This is a genomic window from Pseudomonas sp. MS19 (assembly GCF_013277615.1).
Lineage (GTDB): Bacteria > Pseudomonadota > Gammaproteobacteria > Pseudomonadales > Pseudomonadaceae > Aquipseudomonas > Aquipseudomonas marincola.
Genome location: NZ_VBTO01000006.1, coordinates 57924 through 81193 on the forward strand (window position 1 = coordinate 57924; position 23270 = coordinate 81193).

A 23270-nucleotide genomic window follows, 5' to 3' on the forward strand; every position below is an offset into this window, starting at 1 on the left:
GCGTTTACAGGTTTATAAATGCGGGCGGATGGCGCTTAAATCAAGGGTGAACTCAGCGCTCTGCATGATACAGGCTGACGTGGCGAAACTCGGCAGGTTCTGCCAGATCGGGCCAGGTACAGGCTTCCATCACGCCGAGGCGGGTGTACAGCGGATGTTCGAAGTTGCGCACCCGCGAGTCGGCAACCAGCGCCTGTTTGCCGCGGCTGAGGAATTCGTCGAGCAGTGGCAGGTTGGCCCGGTCGTAGAGCACATCGGCGACGATGATCAGGTCGAAACGATCCGCTTCGCTGAAAAAGTCATCCGAGTAACCCAGCGTCACATTGTTGAGTTCGGCATTGGCTTTGCAGGCTGCGATCGCCAGCGGATCAAGGTCGCAGGCCACCGCTTCGAGTGCGCCAGCCTTGGCGGCGGCAATCGCCGCTACGCCCGAGCCCGCGCCGAAATCAAGCACGCGCTTGCCCGCCACCCAGTGCGGATTCTCGGCCAGCCAGCGGGCCAGCACCAGGCCGCTTGCCCAGCAGAAACACCAGTAGGTTGGCTCATTGAGGATGCGCATGGTTTCCTCAGGGCTGAACGCTCGCTGCATATTCTCGGGGTTGATCAGCCATAACTTCAGCTCAGTGCCCGGCAGTTGCGCGGCGACTAACTGTGCATCACCCAGCAGCTCGCTCAATGCCGCCTGCAAGTGGCCGGGTGGGCTCATGGCGCGGGGACCATGCGCAGATCGCCAACCGATTGGCTCTGGGGCGAGTCGATAACGCGCTTGGGCATGTGCAGGATCAGCTTCCCGGATTGATTGGCGCGGCCGCGTAACTCAACGCGAATACCCTTGGCGAAGGCTTGCGGATTGAACAGCACGCGAAACGGCAGCGGCTCTCCTGTGCCGCGCAGTTGGATGTTGCCCAGTGTGGTGAAGGGCAGGCCGTTCGAACCGATGGTCAGCAGGGCAACTTCGGCAACGGCGCCCTCTGGAACGCCGAGCAGATTACCGCTGATTTCATTCTGGCCAGCAGGCGTCGGCTCGGCCAGCACCGCTTCGGGCTGAGCGGGCGGAGCAGTTGGCGCGCTGCTGCACGCGCTGAGGAGTCCGGTGATGGTGAGCAATAAGAACAGTCGAATATTCATGAAATTCCCTATCTGTGAACCCAGCAGGTGTTTGAATCCAATCGCGCCTGTATACCGCAAAGCAGTCGGCTTGTCTTGCCCGGCGGATGCGCTAACATGGCGTTTTACGTTTTAGGCTGATGCTCGCTATGCACTGTCCATTCTGCGGCGCCAACGACACAAAGGTCATTGATTCACGTTTGGTTGCCGAAGGCGAGCAAGTTCGTCGTCGGCGTGAGTGCCTGGCCTGTGGTGAGCGTTTTACCACCTTCGAGACGGCCGAATTGGTCATGCCACGGCTGATCAAGCAGGACGGCAGCCGCCAGCCATTCGATGAAGAAAAGCTGCGCGCCGGCATGCTGCGTGCACTGGAAAAACGTCCCGTCAGTATAGAACGTGTCGAGGCGGCAATTGCCCATATCAAGCATAAGCTGCGGGCCACCGGCGAGCGCGAGATCAAGTCGCTGGTGCTGGGCGAGTTGGTGATGACCGAGCTGCAAAAGCTTGATGAAGTCGCCTATATCCGTTTCGCCTCGGTCTATCGCCGCTTCCAGGATTTGAACGAATTTCGTGAAGAGATTGAACGGTTGTCTCGCGAACCCTCAAAGGATTGAACATGCACACTGACCAGGCCTTTATGGCTCGCGCATTGGAGCTGGCCCGTAAAGGCCTGTACTCGACTCATCCCAACCCGCGTGTTGGCTGCGTGATTGTGCGCGACAACAAGATTGTCGGCGAAGGCTGGCATGCGCGCGCCGGCGAACCCCATGCCGAGGTTTATGCGTTGCGCCAGGCTGGCGAGTTGGCGCGCGGGGCTACAGCTTACGTCACGCTCGAACCGTGCAGTCATCATGGCCGCACGCCGCCGTGTGCCGATGCGCTGATTGAGGCGGGTGTCAGCCGTGTGGTCGCAGCGATGCAAGACCCTAACCCGGCAGTCTCCGGTAGCGGGCTGCTGCGTTTGATGAATGCGGGCATCAGCGTGCAGAGCGGCATGCTCGAAGCCGAAGCCCGGGCGCTGAATGAAGGATTTATCAAGCGCATGGAGCATGGCTTGCCGTTGGTGCGGGTCAAAATGGCGATGAGTCTGGATGGCCGGACGGCAATGGCCAGCGGCGAGAGCAAATGGATTACCGGCCCGCATGCGCGCTCTGCGGTGCAACGCTTGCGGGCCCAGGCCAGCGTGGTTCTGACAGGCGCCGATACGGTGCTGGCCGATGATGCGCGGCTTACCGTTCGCCCTGATGAACTGGGCCTCAATGGCGAGTTGTCTGCACTGGCTGAGCGGCGTCCGCCCTTGCGCGTGCTGGTTGATGGGCGTTTGCGTGTGCCGCTGACTGCAGCGTTTTTTCAAGCCGGGCCTGCGCTGGTGGCAACCTGTGCGGCGGCCTCGGCGCGCGACAATTATTTATCCGAAGGCCACGAGTTGTTGGCCGTTCCGGGCAGCAGCGGGCATGTCGATTTACGCAAGCTGTTGCTGGAGTTGGCGTCTCGCGGCGCCAATGAAGTGTTGGTAGAAGCCGGTCCAAAACTCGCCGGCGCGTTTGCCCGACAGGGTTTGGTCGATGAGTACCAGATATTCATGGCGCCCAAGTTCCTGGGCTCCGGCGCCCGGCCTTTACTCGACCTGCCGCTGGCGCGCATGGCCGAGGCGCAGGCGCTGGAAATTATCGACATGCGAGCTGTTGGTGACGACTGGCGCATCATCGCGCGCCCTCAAATCGCCCTTGCCGCCGAGTAAGTGCAGGCACTGCAACCGTTGAGTGGCCCACACTCGGCGGTGCGTGCGCGGCCCAAATATGGTAAAAAGCCTGCCACGGTCGCAGAAGTGACCGTACGTTCTCAGGGCGGGGTGTAATTCCCCACCGGCGGTAATGGCGCGCAAAGCGTCTAGCCCGCGAGCGCTTGCCGGTGAGATTCCGGAGCCGACGGTTAAAGTCCGGATAAAGAGAGAGCGGGATAATCTGCCAAGGTGCGTTGCGGCGTGCCTGAAAGATCCCTATCGATCAAACGTGCCCTGTTTTTTATAAACAGGAGTCTGTAAATGTCATATGTTTATTGCTCACGCCAGCTGCGCAGTTCCCGCTGTCAGCCTAGTGCTGTGTGTGATCAAAGCGCTGCGCTTAAACGACGGGAGGCCGCATGTTCACCGGCATAATTGAGTCAGTTGGGCGCATTCGCGCGCTCACCCCAAAAGGCGGCGATGTGCGGGTTTATGTCGAAACCGGCAAGCTTGATCTGGGCGACGTCAAACTCGGCGACAGCATCGCGGTAAACGGTGTTTGCCTGACGGCAGTCGAATTGCCGGGTGATGGTTTCTGGGCCGACGTGAGCCGTGAAACCCTGGCGCGCACCGGTTTTGTCGATCTTAAGAGCGGCGGTGCGGTCAATCTCGAAAAAGCCCTGACCCCGACCAGCCGTCTTGGCGGTCATCTGGTCAGCGGCCACGTTGATGGTGTTGGCGAGGTTGTCTCGCGTGAAGACAATGCCCGCGCCGTGCAATTTCGTATTCGCGCGCCGAAAGAGTTGGCCAAATATATTGCCCACAAGGGTTCGATTACGGTCGATGGCACCAGCCTCACGGTGAATGCCGTGGATGGCGCCGAGTTCGAGCTGACCATTGTTCCGCACACGCTGGCGGAAACCATCATGGTCGACTATCGCCCGGGCCGTAAGGTCAATCTTGAAGTCGACTTGCTTGCCCGTTACCTCGAGCGTTTGCTGCTCGGTGACCGTGCAGCAGAGCCAACTGCTTCCGGAATTACTCAGGGTTTCCTGGCCGAGAACGGCTACCTGTAACCTGCCGCCCACTTTTTATAAGGAGGGCCCATGGCTCTCAATAGCATCGAAGAACTTGTTGAAGACATCCGCCAGGGCAAGATGGTCATCCTCATGGATGACGAAGACCGCGAGAACGAAGGCGATCTGATTATCGCCTCCGAGTGCGTGACCGCCGAGCACATCAACTTCATGGCGCGCTTTGCCCGTGGCCTGATCTGCATGCCGATGAGCCGCGAGCGTTGCGAACTGCTCAAGCTGCCATTGATGGCGCCGCGTAACGGTTCCGGTTTTGGCACCAAATTCACCGTTTCCATCGAGGCGGCAGAAGGCGTGACCACCGGTATCTCCGCCGCTGACCGCGCGCGCACCGTGCAAGCCGCAGCCGCGAGAAACGCCAAAGCTGAAGACATTGTCAGCCCTGGCCACATCTTCCCGTTGATGGCGCAGCCCGGTGGTGTTCTGGCGCGTGCCGGCCACACCGAAGCCGCCTGTGATCTGGCGCGTATGGGTGGTTTTGAGCCGAGCGGGGTGATCTGCGAAATCATGAACGATGACGGCACCATGTCGCGTCGTCCTGAGCTTGAAGAGTTCGCTGCGCAGCACGGCATCAAGATCGGCACCATCGCCGACCTGATTCACTACCGCATGATCCACGAGCGCACCGTCGAGCGTATCAGCGAACAGCAGATTGACAGTGAGTTGGGCCAGTTCAATCTGGTGACCTACCGTGATTCGGTCGAAGGCGATGTGCACATGGCGCTCACGCTCGGCAAAATCTGCGCCGACGAACCGACGCTGGTGCGCGTGCACAACATGGACCCGTTGCGTGATCTGTTCATGGTCAAGCAGGAAGGTCGCTGGAGTTTGCGTGCGGCCATGGCTGAAGTGGCCAAGGCAGGCAGCGGCGTGGTGCTGTTGCTGGGCAATCCGCTGACCGGTCCGGACCTGTTGGCCCATCTTGAGCGCCAACTGGGCAACGAGCACAAAGCTCCGACAGCCGGTACTTACAGCACTGTAGGTGCCGGTTCGCAGATTCTGCGTGACCTCGGCGTGCGCAAAATGCGCCTGATGAGCTCACCGATGAAGTTCAATGCGATATCCGGGTTCGACCTGGAAGTTGTAGAATACCTGCCCTCTGAATAAATGCCGGCTGAAAACCATCTAGTATTAATCAGATATTTGACTATCCAAAGGCCGCCAATGGCGGCCTGGCTCTTTAATTGACGAGACTCGCTATGACACTGAAGACCATCGAAGGGACTTTCATCGCACCCAAGGGTAAATTTGCTCTGGTTGTTGGCCGCTTTAACAGCTTTGTGGTTGAAAGCCTGGTAAGTGGCGCCATTGATGCTCTGGTTCGCCACGGTGTGAGCGAAAGCGACATCACCATCATTCGCGCACCAGGCGCCTTCGAAATTCCACTGGTTGCCCAGAAAGTTGCTCAGCGTGGCGATTTCGACGCAATCATCGCCCTCGGCGCGGTGATTCGTGGCGGTACTCCGCACTTTGAATACGTTGCAGGCGAGTGCACCAAAGGCCTGGCTCAGGTTTCCATGGAGTTCGGCGTACCGGTTGCCTTCGGCGTGCTGACTGTAGACTCTATCGAACAAGCGATCGAGCGTTCCGGCACCAAGGCCGGTAACAAAGGTGCAGAAGCTGCGCTTTCTGCTCTTGAGATGGTAAGCCTGCTGGCGCAGTTGGAGGCCAAGTGAGCCAGAACGATAACAGCCAGAAGCCAAAGCCGAAGGGCCCTAGCCCAAAAACTTTGGCGCGTCGTGAAGCGCGTACCTTGGCCATGCAGGCTCTGTACTCCTGGCATATTGCCGGGCAGCCGCTGCATGAGATCGAAGCACAGTTTCGCGTAGACAACGATTTCGCGACCGTCGACGGTTCGTACTTCCATGAGATTCTGCATGGCGTACCCCGTGAGAAAGCTGAAATCGATGCGCTGTTCGAGCCGCTGCTGGATCGCCCGCTGGATGAGATCGATCCGGTTGAGCTGTCGATTCTGCGTCTGTCGACGTATGAGTTGCGCAACCGTGTGGATATTCCATACCGCGTCGTGATCAACGAAGGCATCGAGTTGGCCAAGGTGTTTGGCGCCACCGACGGACACAAGTTCGTCAACGGTGTGCTCGACAAGTTGGCCCCACGTGTTCGCGCAGATGAAGTGCGCGCGCACAAGCGTTGAATTCCTGGCCGGCATTTCGGTGCTGGCCCGGTTCACTGAAGTCAGGCGTGAAATGCAGATGATTACACAGCCCTCAAGCCTGATTACAGTGTTGCCCGCCCTCGTTCGCCGCGCAGTTTGCTGCTTGTGTGAGGGACGTCGTGGGTGAGTTTGAACTGATTCATCACTACTTTGCTGCCGCCGCTTGTGCGCGTGGCGGTGAAGGTGTGGCACTGGGTATCGGCGATGATTGCGCTTTATTGCAGCTCCTCGCGGGCGAGCAATTGGCGGTGTCCACCGATACGCTGGTGGTCGGTGTGCACTTTCCGCACGCTGCCGATCCTTATCTTCTGGGCCAGCGCGCATTGGCTGTCTCGGCCAGCGATCTTGCTGCAATGGGCGCGACGCCTATTGGTTTCACCCTTGCACTGACCCTCCCTGACGCCCAACCCGAATGGCTGCAAGCCTTTGCCCGTGGCCTCGACAAAATGGCTGCGCAGTGTGCGCTCAGCTTGATTGGCGGTGACACCACGCGCGGCCCGTTAAGCCTGACGCTTACCGTGTTTGGGCGTGTCCCGAGTGGTCAGGCATTGCTGCGCAGTGGCGCGCAGGCGGGGGATTTACTCTGCGTGGGTGGCAATCTCGGCAATGCCGCTGGCGCTCTGGCGCTGGTGCTTGAGCAACAACAGGCCGAACCTGCGGTAAGCCAGCCATTGCTGGAGCATTATTGGTCGCCGCAGCCACAACTGGCGTTAGGCCAGGCGCTGCGCGGCAAGGCGAGTGCCGCACTGGATATCTCCGATGGCTTGCTGGCCGATTGCGGACACATCGCCAAAGCGTCCGGTGTGTCGCTGCTTATCGAGCAACAACGGCTGCCGTTGTCCACTGCCTTGTTGCAACTGTCGGGTGAGGTTGGCGCGTTGCGCTGCGCCCTGAGCGGTGGCGATGACTATGTTCTGGCGTTCACTATGGCCGAGCAGCATCTTCCGGCGTTGCGTGAGGCTGGCCATTCGGTGCATGTGATCGGCCGTGTTGCCAGTGGCCAAGGCGTACAATTACTCGATAAACATGGCGCACAAGTGGCGCTGCCCGCTCAGGGTTATCAACATTTTGGGAGTACTGGTGACTGAACCGCTAGCAGTGCCGCCTTCGGTATGGCGTAATCCATGGCATTTTCTTGCCTTCGGTTTTGGCTCGGGCACGCTGCCTAAAGCGCCTGGAACTTGGGGTTCGCTGGTCGCGCTGCCTTTCATTCCGCTGTGGCAAATGCTGCCCGACTGGGGCTACTGGCTGATGCTGGGTGTGACCATGCTGTTCGGCTTCTGGCTGTGCGGCAAAGTGGCAACCGACCTGCGGGTGCATGACCACGAAGGCATCGTCTGGGATGAAATGGTCGGCATGTGGATCACCCTCTGGCTGGTGCCGGAAGGCTGGGGCTGGCTGCTGGTGGGCTTTTTGATGTTCCGCTTCTTCGACATTCTCAAACCCTGGCCGATTCGCTGGATCGACCGCCATGTGCATGGCGGCGTCGGCATCATGCTCGACGACGTTCTGGCTGGTGTATTTGCCTGGCTGGCAATGCAGTTGGTGGTGTGGGGTTGGACAAACGGATTGGCTGCGGCACTGGGGTTCTAGAATGATGTTTGTCAGGTTGCTGGTGTGCGTGCTGGCATTATCGGTCGCTTGCGTGGCGCAGGCCCAAGAGCCGATCAAGGGTGATGTGCGGCTGGTGAGCGAGGAGTGGCTCGACTACACCAATGCCGATGGCAGCGGGCTGGCCTGGGACATCATGCGTGAAGTGTTCAAGCCGCTCGCAGGCGAAGTCAAATTCAGCATTGTGCCTTATACCCGCTCGGTCGGGCTGGTTCAGCGCGGTGAAGCCGACGCCTGGATGGGCGCTTACCGCAATGAGGTCGTACAAGGTGTGATCTACCCGAAAAACCACTACGACCAAGACCAGATTTGCGCCTTGACGCTGGCGGGCAGAGTCGCGCCAACCCTGGAGATTTTGGGCAATTTCCGCCTGGTCTGGATGCGGGACTACAAATACGACCGATATCTGCCAAATGTGCAGCACTACCGGGAAATTCTGAAGCGTGGCGGTATTCTGGGGATGCTCGACTATAACCACGCCGATGCATTTCTTGATGCTCAGCCTGAAATTGAGCAAGTGTTGTCAGACACCGATCATCCAGAAAAGTACACGATGACTTGTCTGCAAAAACTGCCCAACTATCCGGGCTTCACCGACAGCCCGCGGGGCAGGGCGTTGGCTGAGTTTTACGACCAGCGTATTGATGAATTGCGAAAAAATGGCACCTTGCAATCCATATTCAAACGCTGGGACTGGCCTTATCCATTTGATTAATCCCACAGCGAGGCGGGTATGCAGCGTGTGAAACTGATTGGCGCAGCATTCCTTCTGATCAGCTCTTGCTGGGCCAATTCGGCCACGCAGGTGCAAGTGGTCGGATTGTTTCCTGGTGCGGCAGTCATCAACGTCAATGGCCAGCGCAAAATGGTCAAGGTCGGCCAGACTGGTCCCGGCGGCGTTGTGGTTCTCAAGGCCGACAGCAAAGGCGCAGTGTTGCGCGTGGACGGCGTCGAGCGTGACTACGGCCTCAGCCGCGAATACAGCAATGGTTTTGTCGCGCCTGAGAAGCAGCAGTTAAGCGTGGCCAAAGGCCTCGGTGGGCATTACTGGATCTCCGGTTCGGTTAACGGCCAGTCGATGCCTTTTCTGGTTGATACCGGCGCCACTTCGATCGCCCTCAATGATGCGCAGGCCCGGCGTCTGGGAATCGACTATCGCGTTGAAGGGCGGCCACTGCAGATCAGCACCGCAAGTGGCAACGTGCGCGGTTGGAAGGTGACGCTCAACAGCGTTAAAGTCGGCACCATCGAAGTGCTGGGTGTCGAGGCGGTGGTGCTGGAAGGTTCTTCGCCTGCCGAAGCGCTGCTGGGCATGAGCTTTCTCAGTCGCGTGGGGTGGCGGGTCGAGCAGGATGTGCTGGTGCTTGAGGCCAAACATTAAGGCCTGTGCACCCCAATACGCCGGTCAGATACGGCTGGCTTGATGGTTATGATCAAAAATTCAGACTGACCCGCCAGCATGGCCTGCTGTTACAATGGCAGACTGAGTTAACCCTTTTCTTCCTCCTTTATATGATCAGGAGTATCCGGTGCCCGTCGTCTTCGTCGCCGCCTCCAAGTTACCCACGCCGTTTGGCGAGTTCACCATGCATGGCTTCCTTGAAAAAGCCACCGGCAAGGAACACGTCGCGCTGACCTTTGGTGATGTTGCCGATGGTGAGCCAGTGCTGGGTCGCCTGCATTCCGAATGCCTGACTGGGGACGCACTGTTCAGCCTGCGCTGCGATTGTGGTTTTCAGTTAGAAGCTGCGCTAAGCGCCATTGCCAAAGAAGGCCGTGGCGTTTTGCTGTACTTGCGTCAGGAAGGCCGTGGTATTGGCCTGCTCAATAAAATTCGTGCTTATGAGCTGCAAGATGGCGGTGCCGACACCGTCGAAGCCAATGAGCGTTTGGGTTTTGGCGCCGATCAGCGTGACTACGAAATCTGCCGGCCAATGCTCAAGCATCTGGGCATCGAGTCGCTCAAGCTGATGACCAACAACCCGCGCAAGGTCAAAGCCATGACCGACATGGGCGTGGTAGTGGCGCAGCGCGTACCGCTGCAAATCACCCATAACCCGCACAACAAAAAATACCTGGCGACCAAAGCCGGCAAGCTTGGGCACATGCTCGGCAGCCTGCATCAGGCTGAGATTGAGGAAAAACTGTGACCCGCGAGCAAATCAAGCGCGGTCTCGGTTTCATCTGGTGGTGGCAGCTCGGCTTGACGCTGGCACCGCTGATTATCATCGACTGGCTGCTGGCCGGCTCACGTGAGGCAAGCGCTCTGGCAATGCCATTGTTCATTGCCGGGCTGCTGTCGATGTTTGTCAGCTTGCCGTTGTTTCGGCGCTTCAAGCATCAACTGATTGCCACCCAGAAAGCCCTCGATACCGACGCCGAACCGCAAGCCTGGCTGGCTCTGGCCAAGTCCCGGCGCTTGGCGTTTCTCGCTGCCGGGTTGCCGGCCTGGATTGCTGCGGTTGCGGTATTCGCCGGGCTTGAAGCCATCCCGCAGATTCTTCTGGCGCTCGCCAGCGTGGTGCTGCTGTACCTCTATCGCATTCCGCGTCAGCTCGGCTAATGCAGCGCTGCGTCTGGCTATTGCTGACGCTGTTGTTGAGCGCGCCGGCCTTTGCCGCCGAGCGCATCGTGAGCCTGGCGCCTTCGCTCAGTGAAATTGTTATCGAGCTCGGCGCAGCCAAACAGCTGGTCGGTGTGCTCGATGGCGGTGAGCGCCCGGCGGCGCTGGCAGGGCTGCCATCGGTTGGCCGTTACGGCCAGCTTGAGCTGGAAACCCTGCTCCAGCTCAAGCCTGATTTGATTCTGCTATGGCCCGACAGCATCAGTGCCGGGCAGCGCAAACAACTGGAAAACTTCGGCATCGAGCTGCTGGTGGCTGAGCCGCATAAGCTGGCCACGCTGGCCGACCAGTTTGCCGAGATAGGCACGCGTATCGGTCGCCCCGAGCACGGGCAGCAACTGCGCCAGCGGTTTAACGATGGCATGCAGGCTTTACAGCAGCAATATCGGCGCGAGCAACCGTTGCGGGTGTTTTATCAGGTCTGGGACAAACCGCTGTATACGCTCGGCGGCCAGCAGATTATCAGCGATGCCTTACGTGTTTGCGGCGCGGTGAATGTGTTTGCAGATCTGCCGCAACCGGCGCCGCAGGTCAGCATCGAGTCGGTTATTGCGCGCAATCCTGAGGTGATTCTGGCTGGCAGCGGCGCAGAACTGGAGGGATGGAAAGACTGGCCGAGCCTGACTGCGGTGGCGCAGCAACAACTTTGGCAGGTGCCGGATAAAGGCCTGGAACGTCCGAGTTTTCAGATGCTCGGCGCGACCGGAAAACTCTGCAAGGTGCTGGCGCAAGCCCGCTGAAACACAACCTGCGTGAGGGCGTAATGCGCCCTACGCAGGTTTACAACCCTTAGATTTCCGGCGTCCAGGTCACAGCAAACAAGGCCGTGCGCCCTTCGGTGTTGTAGCCGTAACGACCGTTGGGCGTGCTGTAAGTGGCGTCGCTGTAGTCCTTGTCGAACAGGTTGTTGAGCTTGAGATCGAAACTCACCTCCCGACTGGCTTGCCAGCTGCCGCGCAAATCCACCAGCCCGTAGCCGCCCAACTCGATGGTGTTGGCTGCATCATCGAAACGCCCGCTCACGGCGCGCAGGTTTGTTCCGACGCTGAAATCACCAAACTGGCGATCAAGGTCCAGGCTCAGGGTGCGTTTAGCGCGTCGCGGCAAGGTGTGCCCGGTTTCACGGTCACGCGGGTCAATCAATGACAATGCCAGATTGCTCTGCCAGCCAAACCACTCTTGCTTGAGTGACGTCTCGAATCCGTTGATGCGCGCGCGTTGGGTGTTCTGCGGAATAAAGTTCTGATCCAGCACAATCGCGTCTTTCAGGTCGGTACGGTACAGCGACATTTGCAGTTCGCTGCTGGTGCCGAAACGGCTGCGCCATTGCACTTCGTAGCTCTTCGAGGTTTCCGGCTTGAGATCCGGGTTGGCGCTGGCGAAACAGAAACCGCCGGAGCAGAAGTCCGGGTAATACAGGTCGTTGAAGGTGGGCGCGCGGAAGCCTTCGCTGTAGCTCAGAATTACCTCGTTGCGCTCATTCATCGGCACTGTCAGCGCGGCGTTCCAGGTGTTCTCGCTGCCGAACTGTTGGTTGTCGTCGTGGCGCAGGCCAAGCTCGGTTGAGAACTTTTCGGCGGTGTAGCGATGCTGGATAAAGGCGGCGCGGTTCCAGCGTGAGTCTTCAACAAAATCGACACTGTCGTCGGTATGCAGGCGGTCTTCGTACCAGTCCAGGCCTACTAGAACTTGCTGATTGCTGGTCAGTTGCAGGGTGTTGACCCAGTTTGCCGAGTCTCGGTAGGTGAAGAACTGGCTGTCACCGAAGTTGGTCAGGTCGTTGCTGGTGTCGCGCTTGTCTTCGCTGTGGCCGACTTCGAGGCGGTTACTCCAGACGTCATTAACCGTGGCATCGAGGTAGCCCGAAATGCTGCTGACCTGAAAATCCACGGTCGGCAACGAGGTGCCGAAGACATCATCGAACTCGGACTGGCCGCGCTGATCAAGCACGCTGAAACCGGCTTTGATCTGATCGTTGAACTTGTGCGACACGTTCAGGCTCAGTGAGCGATTGCGGTAAGCGTCTTCATCACCGTTGGCCCCGTAAGCATCGCGGGTTGCATCAATGCCCTGGGTTTCGTCCAGTGCCGCGCCAAGGTTGAATTGAGTCTGGCCATCGCCACCGGATAGCCCGAGGCTGCGCTCGTAAGTACTGTCGCTGCCGATGCCAAAGCGCATGGTTGGCTTAAGGCCCTGCCCGTCGCCTTTGCGGGTGAAGATCTGAATGACGCCGCCGATTGCATCGCTGCCATACAGCGCCGAGCGGGCGCCACGTACCACTTCAATACGCTCGATCTGGTCCGGGCTTAAAAACTCCAGGCTGCTGGTGCCGCTGGAGGCTGATGCGATGCGCTGGCCATCCACCAGAATCAGGGTTTGCGCGGTCGAGGTGCCGCGCAGGAACAGTCCGGTCTGGCTGCCGGCTCCGCCCGTGTGGCTGAAGTTGACCCCGGGCACGCGCTCCAGCAACTCGGCGACGCTGCGCACTTGCAGGCGCTCGATGTCTTTGCGCTCGAATACGCTGGTTGCCGCCGTGGCTTTGGCCACAGGTTCAGCCTGGCGGCCCGAAGTGACAACCAGCGGCGAGGCTTGATAGACATCAGTTGAGTCGGCGGCGTTGGCCAGGCAAGGCGCCAGTGCGATAGCCAGAGTAAGACGGGAAAGTTTCATGTAAATCCTCAAAAGTAGAATGCTTTTGAGGAGGGCAGGGGCAAGTGCACACGCAAGCACGCACTTGACGGTGATGCCCTCCGCAACACCAGTCAGAAATTGTCCCGAGGCAGGTCTCCGGGCTGCCGACATGAGTTTTTCACCTTCCCGGGCAATGCCCAGTGGTCTCTCGAAAAACGCTGTGCAACGCGGCGCTATGAAGCGTTCGCATCGCACTGTCGGTTACCGTTGCGGGGGCAGCACAGGCATTGTCAAAGACGCACCTGATTCCCTTTTCACGCTGAGCCTTGCGGCTTGCAGCGACCTCGGCCAATCAATAAAAACCACTGCCTGGTTTATTCAGCAGTGGTGAAATTCAAGCAGTAATCTTCAGTCTTGCGGATTGAGCAGGTTCAGACGCTGAGTGATCGACGCCTCGATTCCTGCGCTGTCCAGCCCGCACTCGGCGAGCATTTGTGCAGGCTTGGCGTGCTCGACGTAATAGTCGGGCAAGCCCAGATGCAGTATGGGTGTGCGCAGATTGGCGTCGGCCAGGAACTCGCTGACCGCGCTGCCGGCGCCGCCCATAATGGTATTTTCTTCGATGCTTACCAGTAGCTCATGCTGGCTGGCCATTTCGCGCACCAAGGCTTCGTCCAGTGGCTTCACGAAGCGCATGTCGACGACTGTTGCATCGAGTTTTTCAGCCGCTTGCAGGGCGTCGGCCAGTTGCACGCCGAACACCAGCATCGCCACTTTCTGGCCTTTGCGGCGGACGATGCCCTTGCCGATTTCGAGCGGCTCAAGGCCGGCTTCAATCGTTGCATTCGGGCCGGTGCCACGTGGGTAGCGCACCGTTGCCGGACCGTTGAAACGGTAGCCGGTGGTGAGCATGCGGCGCATCTCGTTCTCATCGCTCGGGGTCATGATCAACATGCCGGGAATGCAACGCAGGAACGAGATATCAAAGCTGCCAGCGTGAGTCGGGCCGTCTTCACCAACCAGTCCGGCGCGGTCGATGGCGAACAGCACGTCGAGGTGCTGCACCGCGACATCGTGAATCAGTTGGTCGTAGGCGCGCTGCAGGAAGGTCGAGTAAATCGCCACAACCGGCTTGGCACCTTCGCAGGCAAGGCCGGCAGCCAGCGTTACCGCGTGCTGTTCGGCAATCGCCACGTCCATGTAACGCTCGGGGAAGCGCTCGCTAAACGCGATCAGGTCGGAGCCTTCTTTCATTGCCGGGGTAATTCCCACCAGCAACGGATCGGCCTCGGCCATGTCACACAACCACTGGCCAAATACACTGGAGTATTTGGGGCCGGATGGCTTCTTTGGCACCACGGGCGCGTTGATCGGGTCGAGCTTGGTAATCGCGTGGTAGCCAATCGGGTCGGCTTCGGCAGGCGAGAAACCTTTGCCTTTTTTAGTGATGACGTGGAGAAACTGCGGGCCTTCCAGATCGCGCATGTTGCGCAGGGTTGCCAGCAGTGTCGGCAAATCGTGGCCATCAATCGGGCCGATATAGTTCCAGCCCAACTCTTCAAACAACGTACCGGGAACCAGCATGCCTTTGGCGTGCTCTTCGGTTTTGCGGGCAATTTCCCAAGCGCCGGGCAGACGTGACAGCACTTTCTTGCTGCCTTCACGCATGCTCGCGTAAGTGCGGCTGGAAAGCAGCTTGGCCAGATAGTTGGACAGGCCGCCGACATTGCGCGAGATTGACATGTCGTTATCGTTGAGGATAACCAGCATGTCGGTCTTCAGATCGGACGCGTGGTTGAGTGCTTCGAACGCCATGCCCGCGGTCAATGCGCCGTCGCCGATGACCGCAACACTCTTGCGCTTGCTGCCTTGCAGTTTGGCACCGAGTGCCATGCCCATTGCCGCGCTGATCGAGGTGCTGGAATGGCCGACGCCGAAGGTGTCGTAAGGGCTCTCACTGCGACGTGGAAAGGCGGCAACTCCGTCTTTCTGGCGCAAGGTCGACATCTGCTCACGACGCCCGGTGAGAATCTTGTGCGGATAAGCCTGATGGCCCACGTCCCAGACCAGCCGGTCATCGGGGGTGTCGAAAACGTAATGCAGAGCGACAGTCAGTTCGATCACGCCGAGGCCGGCACCAAAGTGCCCGCCAGTCTGGCCGACGGTGTACAGCAGGTACTGGCGCAGTTCGTCCGCCAGCGTTTCCAGCTCAGCTTCACCTAAGCGGCGCAGTTGATCTGGCGTGCTCGCACGGTCTAGTAACGGCGTCAGCGGACGCTCGCGGGGAATCTCATGAAAAGTCGTCGGCATCAGGCGAATCAGTTCAAATGCATAAAGATGCACCAGTTTACCCGAAACACGGGCAAAGCTTTAAGCAGTAACGTTGCCCGCGTCGGTTAAAGCTGTAAATCAGCGACCAAATGCCGCGCACAGCGGCTACCACGTGTCGATAAATCCGCGTTTTTTGCCTGCCCGTATCGGCGCTGGTGCTGTTGAGTTGAGGCCGCGGATCAACCAATGCCGGGTTTCTTGCGGGTCGATCACGGCATCAATTTCAAGAAAACTGGCCATGTTGATGCCTTTGCCATTCTCGTAGGCCTTGGCCACCAGTTTATCGAACAGTTGCTGGCGCTCTGCCGGATCTTGCAGTGCTGCAAGCTCCTTGCTGAATCCTAGCCTTACCGCGCCTTCCAGACCCATGGCGCCGAATTCGCCGCTGGGCCAGGCGATGGTGAACAGCGGTGAATGGAAGCTGCCGGCTGCCATTGCTTGCGCGCCGAGGCCGTAGCCCTTGCGCAGAACCACCGTGAAGAACGGCACGCTGAGGCTTGCGGCGGCGACAAACATGCGCGAAACATGGCGCACCGTGGCTTGCTTCTCGGCCTGCGGGCCAACCATGAAGCCAGGGGTGTCGCAGAGCGAAACCAGCGGGATGTCGAAGGCGTCGCAGAGCTGCATGAAGCGTGCGGCTTTATCGCCTGCCGCCGCGTCAATCGCACCGCCCAGATGCGCCGGGTTATTGGCCAGCAAACCGAAGGGCTTGCCTTCAATGCGCACAAAAGCGGTGATTATGCCCGGCGCAAACTGGCTGCGCAGTTCGAGTACCGAGCCGGTATCAGCCAGGGTGCTGATAACCCGGTGAATGTCATAGACGCGCAGGCGATTTTCCGGAATCAAGCTGCGCAGCTGGCGTTGATCCGCACATTGCCAGTCTGCCACCGGGCCCTGGAAGTAACTCAGGTATTGTTTGGCGGCGGCCACTGCCGCGGCCTCATCGGCGACCAGTACATCAATCACCCCGTTAGGCGCTTGCACTGAGCTGGGGCCGACTTGTTCGGGGGTAAAACTGCCCAGACCGCCACCTTCGATCATCGCCGGGCCGGCCATGCCGATACTGGCATCGCGGGTGGCGATAATCACATCGCAGCAGCCGAGCAGGGCAGCGTTACCGGCAAAGCAGCGCCCGGCCACCACGCCCACCAGCGGCACCAAACCGGAGAGTTTGGCCATACCGACAAAGGTGTGACAGTCGAGGCCGGCAACGCCCACAAAATCGGTGTCGCCCGGCCGCCCACCGCCGCCTTCGGCAAATAACACCAGCGGCACGCGCCATTGCTCGGCCAGTTGCAGCATGCGGTCGGTCTTCTTGTGATTCATCACCCCCTGCGTACCGGCAAATACCGTGTAGTCGTAAGCAATGGCCATGCAGCGCGCCGCCTGCTCGTCGAACAGCTGCGCATTGACCGTGCCCAAGCCGGCTATCAGGCCATCGGCCGGGCTTTGTTCGATCAATTCATCAAGCGAGCGACGACGGCGCTGAGCGGCAATTGCCAGCGCACCGTACTCAATGAAACTGTTGGCGTCGAGCAGATCATCGAGGTTCTCGCGGGCGGTGCGTTGTCCGGTCTTGCGCCGTTTGGCGACCGCGTTGGGGCGTCTAGCGTCGCTGGTGATTGCGTGACGTTCGAGTACTTCGGCGAGGTCGGCGCGAATATGCTCGAGGTCGACGCTTTCTTCGTTGTGGTTTGCTGCGCCGGCAATCTCGGCCGGCTCGATAAACAGCAACGGCTGGCCACTGTCGATAAAGTCGCCCTGATCGGCTAGCTGCTTGACCACGACTCCGCTGTGTTCGGCCTTGATCACGAACTGCATTTTCATCGCCTCAAGCACGCCAATCTCCTGGCCTTGAGCGATGGCATCGCCTTCGTGCACATCGAAGCTGACCAGCACGCCCGCGCTGCTGGCGTTAATGGAGACGCAGCCAGCGGGTATCTCGGCTGTTGCTTTCACGTGGCTCTCGCTGGAGTCGGCCAGGTTGAAACTCATGTTGCGGTGTGCATGGCAGGCCTCGAGCAGACGCGCCATGTGCCGCTCGACGAATCGGGTGTCGAGCTGATTGGCTGCGACTTCCGGTAAGCGGATCAGGCTTTGCAGCAGCGCGATGTTGTGGCTCACACCTTCCAGGCGGAATTCGCAAAGCGCGCGATAGGCGCGATTCAAGGTAGTGGCGTAGTCGCCCGCATGAACAATCAGTTTTGCCAGTAACGAGTCATAACTGGCATTGACCCGATAACCGCTGTAGCCATAACCGTCCACCCGCAAACCCGGACCGCTTGCGGGTTCGTAAGCTGTGATAGTGCCGCTGGCCGGTTGGGTGCTGCCATCGGCCTGTTGGCGCTCAAGGTTGATCCGCAGTTGCACGGCGCAACCGTTGATTGGCGGTGGCGTGCTCAGGCCCAGTTGCGCAAGGCTGGCGCCGGCTGCCAATTGCAGTTGGGTTTGCAGCAAGTCGATGCCGGTTATTTGCTCAGTGACGGTGTGTTCGACCTGAATGCGCGGGTTGGCTTCCATGAAGTAGAAGCGCTGAGGATTATCCGCATCCAGCAAGAATTCGAAGGTGCCAACACCCTGATAATCCACTGCGCGGGCGAGGGTGAGAGCAGCCTCGATAATGGCGGTACGCGCGCGCTCTGGCAGGTTTGGGCTGGGCGCAATTTCGATGAGTTTTTGCTGGCGGCGTTGCAGGCTGCAGTCGCGCTCCCACAAGTGGCTGACGTTGCCCTGCTGGTCACCGATGATCTGCACTTCGATATGCCGGGCATTGCCAATCAACTGTTCGGCATACAGCTCGCCGTTGCCGAATGCATTGCGCGCCTCGCCCTGACATTGCTCGAAACTGGCGGGCAACTGTGCGGCGTCGAGCACCACGCGCATGCCACGACCACCGCCGCCGGCGACGGCTTTGAGCATGATTGCCGCGCCAGCCCCGAGGCTGTGCATGAACTCACGCGCTTGCTCAAGGCTAATCCCTGCGGCGCTGCCTCGTACCAATGGCACCGCGCAACGTTCGGCGAGTTGGCGGGCCTGAGCCTTGTCGCCAAAACACTCGAGAATCTCAGCGCCGGGGCCGATCATCAGCACGCCTGCCTCGCTGCAGGCGCGGGCAAACTGCGCGTTCTCGGCTAAAAAACCGTAGCCGGGATGAACCGCATCGCAGCCTTCTGCGCGGGCGATTTGCAAAAGCTGGGGGATGTCGAGATACGCGCTTACGCCACGGCCTTTAAGTGCCACGGCGTGATCGGCGCGGCGGACATGCAATGAGTCGGCGTCATCCTCGGCATACACCGCGACTGTGCGGATGCCCAGCTCGGCGGCAGCTCTGGCGATACGAATGGCGATTTCGCCACGGTTGGCAATCAGCAGTGAGGTGAAAGGCATGGAAGCTCCGCAGTTTTTATTCTGCAGATATCTTAGGCGCTCACCCTTTGAGGTAAACCAAGGTTTACCTCGACGTACTTATTGCTATCAGTTTGAGTGATGATCAGCTGCGGCGGGCGACGATGAATTCGGCCAGCTCACGCAGCGGTTGCGCCGTTGCGCCAAAATCCTGCAGCGCTGCCAGCGCCTGATCGCGCAACTCTAACGCGTAGGCTTTAGCCGCTTGCATGCCCAGCAGCGCCGGATATGTTGGCTTGTCGTGAGCCTGATCCTTGCCCTGGGTTTTACCCAGGGTGGCGGTATCGCTCTCGACATCGAGAATGTCGTCCTGCACCTGAAACGCCAGGCCGATGGCTTGGGCGTATTGCTGCAATGCGCTTAAATTCTGGCTGCTGGCAACGCCGCTGGCGAGTGCGCCAAGGGCCACGCTGGCCTCGATCAGGGCGCCGGTCTTGTGCCGGTGCATATTCTCAAGCGCTGCCTGATCGAGCTTGCGCCCGACCGAGCCGAGATCAATCGCCTGCCCGCCAACCATGCCCGCCGGCCCGGCCGCTTTGGCCAGACGGTTGAGCATCTGCAGGCGCAACTCAGCGCTGTGCGGGTTAAGTTCCGGGTCGCTGATAACATCGAAGGCCAGGCTTTGCAGGCCATCGCCGGCGAGAATTGCGCAGGCTTCGTCAAAGGCGATGTGGGTGGTGGGCTGGCCGCGACGCAGGTCGTCATCGTCCATTGCCGGCAAGTCGTCATGCACCAGTGAATAGGCGTGAATCAATTCGACCGCACACGCTGCGCCATTGGCTTTAGCCGGGTCGCCACCGAGCGCTTCACACGCGGCGTAAACCAGCAGCGGGCGCACGCGTTTGCCGCCATTGGTTACGCTGTAGCGCATGGCCTGATACAAACGCTGCAGATCGGCCTGCGGGGCCTGGAATAATTGCTCAAGTGCTTGGTCGACACGCTGTTGGCACGTGGCCTGATAGGCCGCAATCATGCTTGTTGGTCCGCGTCGAAAGGGGCTTCCTCCAACTCGCCGTCGCGCTCAAGCAGGATTTTTACTTTCTGCTCGGCTGAAGCCAGCGCGGCCTGGCAATCGCGAGTCAGGCGAATGCCCTGCTCGAATGCGGTAAGCGAATCTTCGAGGCTCAGCTCGCCATTTTCTAGGCGTTCTACCAGCGTTTGCAGGTCGGTTAGCGACTGCTCGAAGTCGAGTGATGCTTTTTTGCGGGCCATTTAGGGCATTCTCGGCGGGAAATCAACGGGCGAATATCGCTCGCGACACTAGCAGAGCCGAGGCTTTCGGGCAAATCGGCGCGCCAGCCGCGACCTCAGTGCATGAAGTAAGTCGCCCAGAAATAATAAAGCGTCATGCCCGCGCCGACCGCCAACACCAGCAGGCGTAAAAATTTGGGTGGCAGGCGTTGGCCCAATGCGCCGCCAGCATAGCCACCGAGCGTGGCGCCGGTGAGGAGTATCAGCAGTTCAGTCCAGCTCACGCGGCCCGCCAGAATGAACGTGGCAGTGGCAACGCTGTAAATGACCGCCGAGATCAGGTTTTTCAGGGCATTGCTGCGCGCCAGCGGATGGCCCTCAATCGAGAATGCCGCCAGCTGCAAAATGCCCATGCCCGCACCGAAGTAACCGCCGTAAACCGACACCAGTCCATGCGCGGCCAGAGACAGCGGCGAATGCGGCGGTTGTGCTGCTTCTTTTCGCCTGGCCGCGAGTGCGCGACTCAGGCTTGGGCTGGCGGCAAACAGCGCCGTAGCGACGAGCAACAGCCACGGAATGAGCCCACGGAAAATCTCATCACCACCGAGTAACAGCAACAGGCCGCCGAGCAAGCCGCCGGCGAATCCTGCCAGCAGTAATGGCAACAGATACTTACCCAGTGGCCGCAATGTGCTTCGAGCTGCCCACGCAGCGGCAACGCTTGCCGGCCACAGCGCCACTGCATTCGTTGCGTTGGCCGTCACAGGTGGTAAACCCGTGGCGAGCAGGGCCGGGAAAGAGAAAAATGTGCCGCCGCCCGCCAGCGCATTCATACCGCCAGCAGCAAAACCAGCTGCAATCAACAAGGCGATCTCGGTGAACTCCATTTTTTCGGCTCTGGGCAGTTAAAAGTGCGCAGCTTAAGCCCTGTAAAGGGCGTCGCCAATGGCTATTTGAGGCAGCTCAGGGGCGTTAATTGTGATGCAGTTGTTTCGTTTAAAAACCACAACAGGAAAAAAAGTAACAGTTTTTTTCAGTGTCTCAGAGCTGCTGGAGGCCGCGATATTCCTGACTTTGCCGTGCTGGATCAGGTTTTTTGCAGGCGCTGTTGGGGCGATATTGCGGGCAGCGGGGCGGTTGCTATTTCACAGTATTGCTGCCCGATCAGTGTGAGTAGCTGTCCATCTTCAGCGGTTTTTATGCGTGGCAGTGAAAACGGATTAATGGCACATGGACAGTTGTTCTAACAGCATCGCCAGCAGGCAATTCGAGTTGTATGAGCAGCATTGCCTGAACCGCTTAAACACGCCATTTTCAGTGCCTGTATTCAGGTGTTCACCTTAAAAACTAATCCCTCGATTCGCGCGTGGCCATGGCATGTATTTATGGCTAATGATGGATCATTCATTTGCGTGTTAATGCGCTATGAAGGTCGTGCTAGAAGGGTATTCATACTTTCGAGCTAAAGCTGCAAATTCCTCCTTTTGTGGGCCGAAACGACTAGTTCTGCGTGCTAATGTCGTTGCCAGCTACACCCACATCCAAGGAGAGCCGTATGACAAAAACAACATGGCCCGGGGTATTAAGTCCGCACGCCCTCGCAGTCGCTATCGCAATGAGTGTTGCCGCTCCAGCCCACGCACTCAACTTCAATATCGGTGAGCTTGAGGGGCAGTTTGACTCCTCGCTGTCGGTAGGGGCCAGTTGGTCGACAGAAGATCCGGACAATGAGCTGATCGGTATGGCCAATGGCGGTACTGCATTTACTCAGACAAACGATGACGGTCGTCTGAACTTCAAAAAGAACAAAACCTTCTCGAAAATTTTCAAGGGTATTCACGACCTGGAGCTGAGATACGGCGACACCGGGGTGTTTGTTCGCGGCAAGTACTGGTACGACTTCGAACTGAAGGATGAAGGGCGCGAGTTCAAGGACATCGACGATCACAACCGTAAAGTCAGCGCGCAGTCGTCCGGCGCAGAGATCCTCGATGCCTTTGTTTATCACAACTACTCAATTGGCGATGTGCCGGGCAGTGTGCGTCTGGGTAAGCAGGTTGTCAGCTGGGGTGAAAGTACCTTCATCGGTAACAGCATCAACTCGATCAACCCGATCGACGTCTCCGCATTTCGTCGTCCGGGGGCCGAAATCAAGGAAGGTCTGATCCCGGTCAACATGTTCTACCTGTCACAGAGCATCACGGAAAATCTCTCGGCTGAAGCGTTTTATCAGTTGGAGTGGGATCAGACGATTCTCGATAACTGCGGAACCTTCTTCGCGACTACCGACGTAGCAGCCGATGGCTGTAACACCAACTACAACATTCTTGACCCGGCCTCCATTGCTGCGCTGCAGCGTGCTTCCGGCGCAGGTTTATTGCCTGGCGTAACGGTTGAAAATGAAGGCTTACTGCTGCCGCGCGGTGGGGACCGTGACGCACGCGATGATGGCCAGTGGGGCATGGCATTGCGCTGGTTGGGGGATGACACCGAGTACGGTGCCTACTTCATGAACTACCACAGCCGCACGCCAATCGTCAGCATGCAGAATACTGACCGCGCCGGTATTGGCGCCGCCTTGCAATCGCTGCAGGGGCCTGCGGGCGCTCTGGGTGCGCAGGCACTGCTGATTGGTCGGGGCACCTACTTCCTTGAGTATCCGGAAGACATTCGTCTTTACGGTTTGAGCTTCGCCACAACCCTGCCGACAGGGACCTCATGGTCGGGTGAGGTGAGCTACCGGCCGAACATGCCGCTGCAAACCAACACCACTGACCTGACGCCAAATCTTGCGACTACGGTCGTTGGCGGGCTTACCACCGGTGGCGTAGCTGGCGCTTTGGCAACTGCCGGGCTGGAAACCCACGGTTATCAGCGTAAAGAAGTGACTCAGGCGCAAACCACCTTCGTGCACTTCTTCGACCAGATTCTCGGCGCCAGTCGCTTAACTCTGGTGGGTGAAGTTGGCTATACCCGCGTAGGCGGCATGACCAATGAGGTGGGCAACCGCTTCGGCCGTGATGCGACCTTCGGCGTGCCGGAAAATGCGCTGGCTGATGAGCGTTATGGTTCGCACGGCTTCTTCACCAGTTCGTCATGGGGCTATCGCGCCCGCGGTGTGCTTGACTACAACGACGTATTCGCCGGGATCAACCTGAAGCCGAACATGGCCTTCTCGCATGACGTTCAGGGCTATGGCCCGACCTTCAACGAAGGGTCCAAGGCTGTCAGTTTCGGATTGGATGCTGAGTACCAGAACACCTACACGGCGAGCCTGAACGTAACCGAATTCTTCGGCGGCTCTTACAACGTTGCAACTGACCGTGACTTCGTCGCGCTCAGCTTTGGCGTGAACTTCTAATAATGTCAGTACGGAGA

General features: G+C 59.0%; 22 protein-coding genes and 2 riboswitches. Of the genes, 14 read left to right on the plus strand and 8 right to left on the minus strand.

The window, feature by feature from the left end:
- Positions 1-52: 52 nt before the first annotated feature.
- Both FEZ62_RS05730 and FEZ62_RS05735 read right to left on the minus strand, forming a co-directional pair.
- Complete coding sequence (locus FEZ62_RS05730; RefSeq protein ID WP_172927105.1) at positions 53-706, minus strand: 50S ribosomal protein L11 methyltransferase; 654 nt, start codon at positions 704-706, stop codon at positions 53-55.
- On the minus strand, positions 703-1128 hold the full coding sequence (locus tag FEZ62_RS05735) for a YbaY family lipoprotein (protein ID WP_172927106.1): 426 nt from the start codon (positions 1126-1128) through the stop codon (positions 703-705). Before FEZ62_RS05735 ends, FEZ62_RS05730 begins: the two co-directional genes overlap by 4 nt.
- A 128-nt stretch (positions 1129-1256) precedes the next feature.
- Here FEZ62_RS05735 and nrdR point away from each other — a divergent pair, with 128 nt between their 5' ends.
- The 13 genes from nrdR to FEZ62_RS05800 all read left to right on the plus strand — a co-directional run bounded on the left by nrdR (position 1257) and on the right by FEZ62_RS05800 (position 11074).
- A complete protein-coding gene (gene nrdR / locus FEZ62_RS05740; protein WP_069901993.1) occupies positions 1257-1721 on the plus strand; it encodes a transcriptional regulator NrdR in 465 nt (154 codons plus the stop codon).
- Positions 1722-1723: 2 nt separating this feature from the next.
- Positions 1724-2848: a bifunctional diaminohydroxyphosphoribosylaminopyrimidine deaminase/5-amino-6-(5-phosphoribosylamino)uracil reductase RibD gene (ribD, locus tag FEZ62_RS05745; protein WP_172927107.1), complete on the plus strand. Its 1125-nt coding sequence runs from the start codon at positions 1724-1726 to the stop codon at positions 2846-2848.
- A 93-nt stretch (positions 2849-2941) separates the two neighbouring features.
- A riboswitch (FMN riboswitch) is annotated at positions 2942-3067 on the plus strand.
- Between the two features lie 182 nt (positions 3068-3249).
- Positions 3250-3906: a riboflavin synthase gene (locus tag FEZ62_RS05750; protein ID WP_172927108.1), complete on the plus strand. Its 657-nt coding sequence runs from the start codon at positions 3250-3252 to the stop codon at positions 3904-3906.
- 30 nt (positions 3907-3936) lie between these two features.
- Positions 3937-5031 (plus strand): bifunctional 3,4-dihydroxy-2-butanone-4-phosphate synthase/GTP cyclohydrolase II, encoded by a 1095-nt coding sequence (gene ribBA / locus FEZ62_RS05755; RefSeq protein WP_069901996.1) that lies wholly within the window; start codon positions 3937-3939, stop codon positions 5029-5031.
- Positions 5032-5123: 92 nt separating this feature from the next.
- Positions 5124-5600 (plus strand): 6,7-dimethyl-8-ribityllumazine synthase, encoded by a 477-nt coding sequence (gene ribE, locus FEZ62_RS05760; protein ID WP_069901997.1) that lies wholly within the window; start codon positions 5124-5126, stop codon positions 5598-5600.
- Positions 5597-6079: a transcription antitermination factor NusB gene (gene nusB / locus FEZ62_RS05765; RefSeq protein ID WP_069901998.1), complete on the plus strand. Its 483-nt coding sequence runs from the start codon at positions 5597-5599 to the stop codon at positions 6077-6079. Before ribE ends, nusB begins: the two co-directional genes overlap by 4 nt.
- A 140-nt stretch (positions 6080-6219) precedes the next feature.
- Positions 6220-7188 carry a thiamine-phosphate kinase gene (gene thiL / locus FEZ62_RS05770; protein ID WP_172927109.1) on the plus strand — a complete coding sequence of 323 codons (969 nt, stop codon included), beginning with the start codon at positions 6220-6222 and terminating at the stop codon, positions 7186-7188.
- Positions 7181-7693 (plus strand): phosphatidylglycerophosphatase A, encoded by a 513-nt coding sequence (locus FEZ62_RS05775; RefSeq protein ID WP_335722664.1) that lies wholly within the window; start codon positions 7181-7183, stop codon positions 7691-7693. Before thiL ends, FEZ62_RS05775 begins: the two co-directional genes overlap by 8 nt.
- Before the next feature lies 1 nt (position 7694).
- Positions 7695-8426: a transporter substrate-binding domain-containing protein gene (locus FEZ62_RS05780; RefSeq protein ID WP_345940431.1), complete on the plus strand. Its 732-nt coding sequence runs from the start codon at positions 7695-7697 to the stop codon at positions 8424-8426.
- A gap of 18 nt (positions 8427-8444) precedes the next feature.
- Positions 8445-9092, plus strand: coding sequence for a TIGR02281 family clan AA aspartic protease (locus FEZ62_RS05785; protein ID WP_172927110.1), 648 nt, complete (start codon positions 8445-8447; stop codon positions 9090-9092).
- Between the two features lie 148 nt (positions 9093-9240).
- Complete coding sequence (gene ribA / locus FEZ62_RS05790) at positions 9241-9861, plus strand: GTP cyclohydrolase II (RefSeq protein WP_090515028.1); 621 nt, start codon at positions 9241-9243, stop codon at positions 9859-9861.
- Positions 9858-10274, plus strand: coding sequence for an MFS transporter (locus tag FEZ62_RS05795; RefSeq protein WP_172927111.1), 417 nt, complete (start codon positions 9858-9860; stop codon positions 10272-10274). Before ribA ends, FEZ62_RS05795 begins: the two co-directional genes overlap by 4 nt.
- Positions 10274-11074 carry a cobalamin-binding protein gene (locus FEZ62_RS05800; RefSeq protein WP_172927112.1) on the plus strand — a complete coding sequence of 267 codons (801 nt, stop codon included), beginning with the start codon at positions 10274-10276 and terminating at the stop codon, positions 11072-11074. Before FEZ62_RS05795 ends, FEZ62_RS05800 begins: the two co-directional genes overlap by 1 nt.
- 49 nt (positions 11075-11123) lie before the next feature.
- Here FEZ62_RS05800 and FEZ62_RS05805 read toward each other — a convergent pair whose 3' ends face one another.
- The 6 genes from FEZ62_RS05805 to FEZ62_RS05830 form a co-directional block, all read right to left on the minus strand.
- Positions 11124-13004: a TonB-dependent receptor gene (locus tag FEZ62_RS05805; RefSeq protein WP_172927113.1), complete on the minus strand. Its 1881-nt coding sequence runs from the start codon at positions 13002-13004 to the stop codon at positions 11124-11126.
- Between the two features lie 90 nt (positions 13005-13094).
- A riboswitch (cobalamin riboswitch) is annotated at positions 13095-13327 on the minus strand.
- Between the two features lie 46 nt (positions 13328-13373).
- On the minus strand, positions 13374-15275 hold the full coding sequence (gene dxs, locus FEZ62_RS05810; RefSeq protein WP_172927114.1) for a 1-deoxy-D-xylulose-5-phosphate synthase: 1902 nt from the start codon (positions 15273-15275) through the stop codon (positions 13374-13376).
- Positions 15276-15401: 126 nt separating this feature from the next.
- Positions 15402-18683, minus strand: a complete 3282-nt coding sequence (locus FEZ62_RS05815) for a carboxyl transferase domain-containing protein (RefSeq protein ID WP_172927115.1) — start codon at positions 18681-18683, stop codon at positions 15402-15404.
- Positions 18684-18786: 103 nt separating this feature from the next.
- On the minus strand, positions 18787-19674 hold the full coding sequence (gene ispA, locus FEZ62_RS05820) for a (2E,6E)-farnesyl diphosphate synthase (protein ID WP_090515018.1): 888 nt from the start codon (positions 19672-19674) through the stop codon (positions 18787-18789).
- On the minus strand, positions 19671-19913 hold the full coding sequence (locus tag FEZ62_RS05825) for an exodeoxyribonuclease VII small subunit (protein WP_069902009.1): 243 nt from the start codon (positions 19911-19913) through the stop codon (positions 19671-19673). The genes ispA and FEZ62_RS05825 overlap by 4 nt, the downstream gene beginning before the upstream one ends.
- A gap of 95 nt (positions 19914-20008) precedes the next feature.
- The gene (locus FEZ62_RS05830) at positions 20009-20779 is read right to left on the minus strand and encodes a sulfite exporter TauE/SafE family protein (RefSeq protein ID WP_172927116.1); all 771 of its coding nucleotides are present in this window, start codon (positions 20777-20779) and stop codon (positions 20009-20011) included.
- 668 nt (positions 20780-21447) lie between these two features.
- Here FEZ62_RS05830 and FEZ62_RS05835 point away from each other — a divergent pair.
- A complete protein-coding gene (locus tag FEZ62_RS05835) occupies positions 21448-23253 on the plus strand; it encodes a DUF1302 domain-containing protein (RefSeq protein WP_172927117.1) in 1806 nt (601 codons plus the stop codon).
- The last annotated feature ends 17 nt before the right edge of the window (positions 23254-23270 follow it).

Coding starts and splice junctions, on each gene's coding strand:
- FEZ62_RS05800 (WP_172927112.1), top strand. CDS start 10,274: ATGCAGCGCTGCGTCTGGCTATTGCTGACGCTGTTGTTGAGCGCGCCG.
- FEZ62_RS05750 (WP_172927108.1), top strand. CDS start 3,250: ATGTTCACCGGCATAATTGAGTCAGTTGGGCGCATTCGCGCGCTCACC.
- FEZ62_RS05730 (WP_172927105.1), bottom strand. CDS start 706: ATGAGCCCACCCGGCCACTTGCAGGCGGCATTGAGCGAGCTGCTGGGT.
- FEZ62_RS05830 (WP_172927116.1), bottom strand. CDS start 20,779: ATGGAGTTCACCGAGATCGCCTTGTTGATTGCAGCTGGTTTTGCTGCT.
- FEZ62_RS05735 (WP_172927106.1), bottom strand. CDS start 1,128: ATGAATATTCGACTGTTCTTATTGCTCACCATCACCGGACTCCTCAGC.
- FEZ62_RS05780 (WP_345940431.1), top strand. CDS start 7,695: ATGATGTTTGTCAGGTTGCTGGTGTGCGTGCTGGCATTATCGGTCGCT.
- ribBA (WP_069901996.1), top strand. CDS start 3,937: ATGGCTCTCAATAGCATCGAAGAACTTGTTGAAGACATCCGCCAGGGC.
- FEZ62_RS05785 (WP_172927110.1), top strand. CDS start 8,445: ATGCAGCGTGTGAAACTGATTGGCGCAGCATTCCTTCTGATCAGCTCT.
- FEZ62_RS05805 (WP_172927113.1), bottom strand. CDS start 13,004: ATGAAACTTTCCCGTCTTACTCTGGCTATCGCACTGGCGCCTTGCCTG.
- nrdR (WP_069901993.1), top strand. CDS start 1,257: ATGCACTGTCCATTCTGCGGCGCCAACGACACAAAGGTCATTGATTCA.
- ribE (WP_069901997.1), top strand. CDS start 5,124: ATGACACTGAAGACCATCGAAGGGACTTTCATCGCACCCAAGGGTAAA.
- FEZ62_RS05815 (WP_172927115.1), bottom strand. CDS start 18,683: ATGCCTTTCACCTCACTGCTGATTGCCAACCGTGGCGAAATCGCCATT.
- FEZ62_RS05835 (WP_172927117.1), top strand. CDS start 21,448: ATGACAAAAACAACATGGCCCGGGGTATTAAGTCCGCACGCCCTCGCA.
- ispA (WP_090515018.1), bottom strand. CDS start 19,674: ATGATTGCGGCCTATCAGGCCACGTGCCAACAGCGTGTCGACCAAGCA.
- FEZ62_RS05825 (WP_069902009.1), bottom strand. CDS start 19,913: ATGGCCCGCAAAAAAGCATCACTCGACTTCGAGCAGTCGCTAACCGAC.
- ribD (WP_172927107.1), top strand. CDS start 1,724: ATGCACACTGACCAGGCCTTTATGGCTCGCGCATTGGAGCTGGCCCGT.
- dxs (WP_172927114.1), bottom strand. CDS start 15,275: ATGCCGACGACTTTTCATGAGATTCCCCGCGAGCGTCCGCTGACGCCG.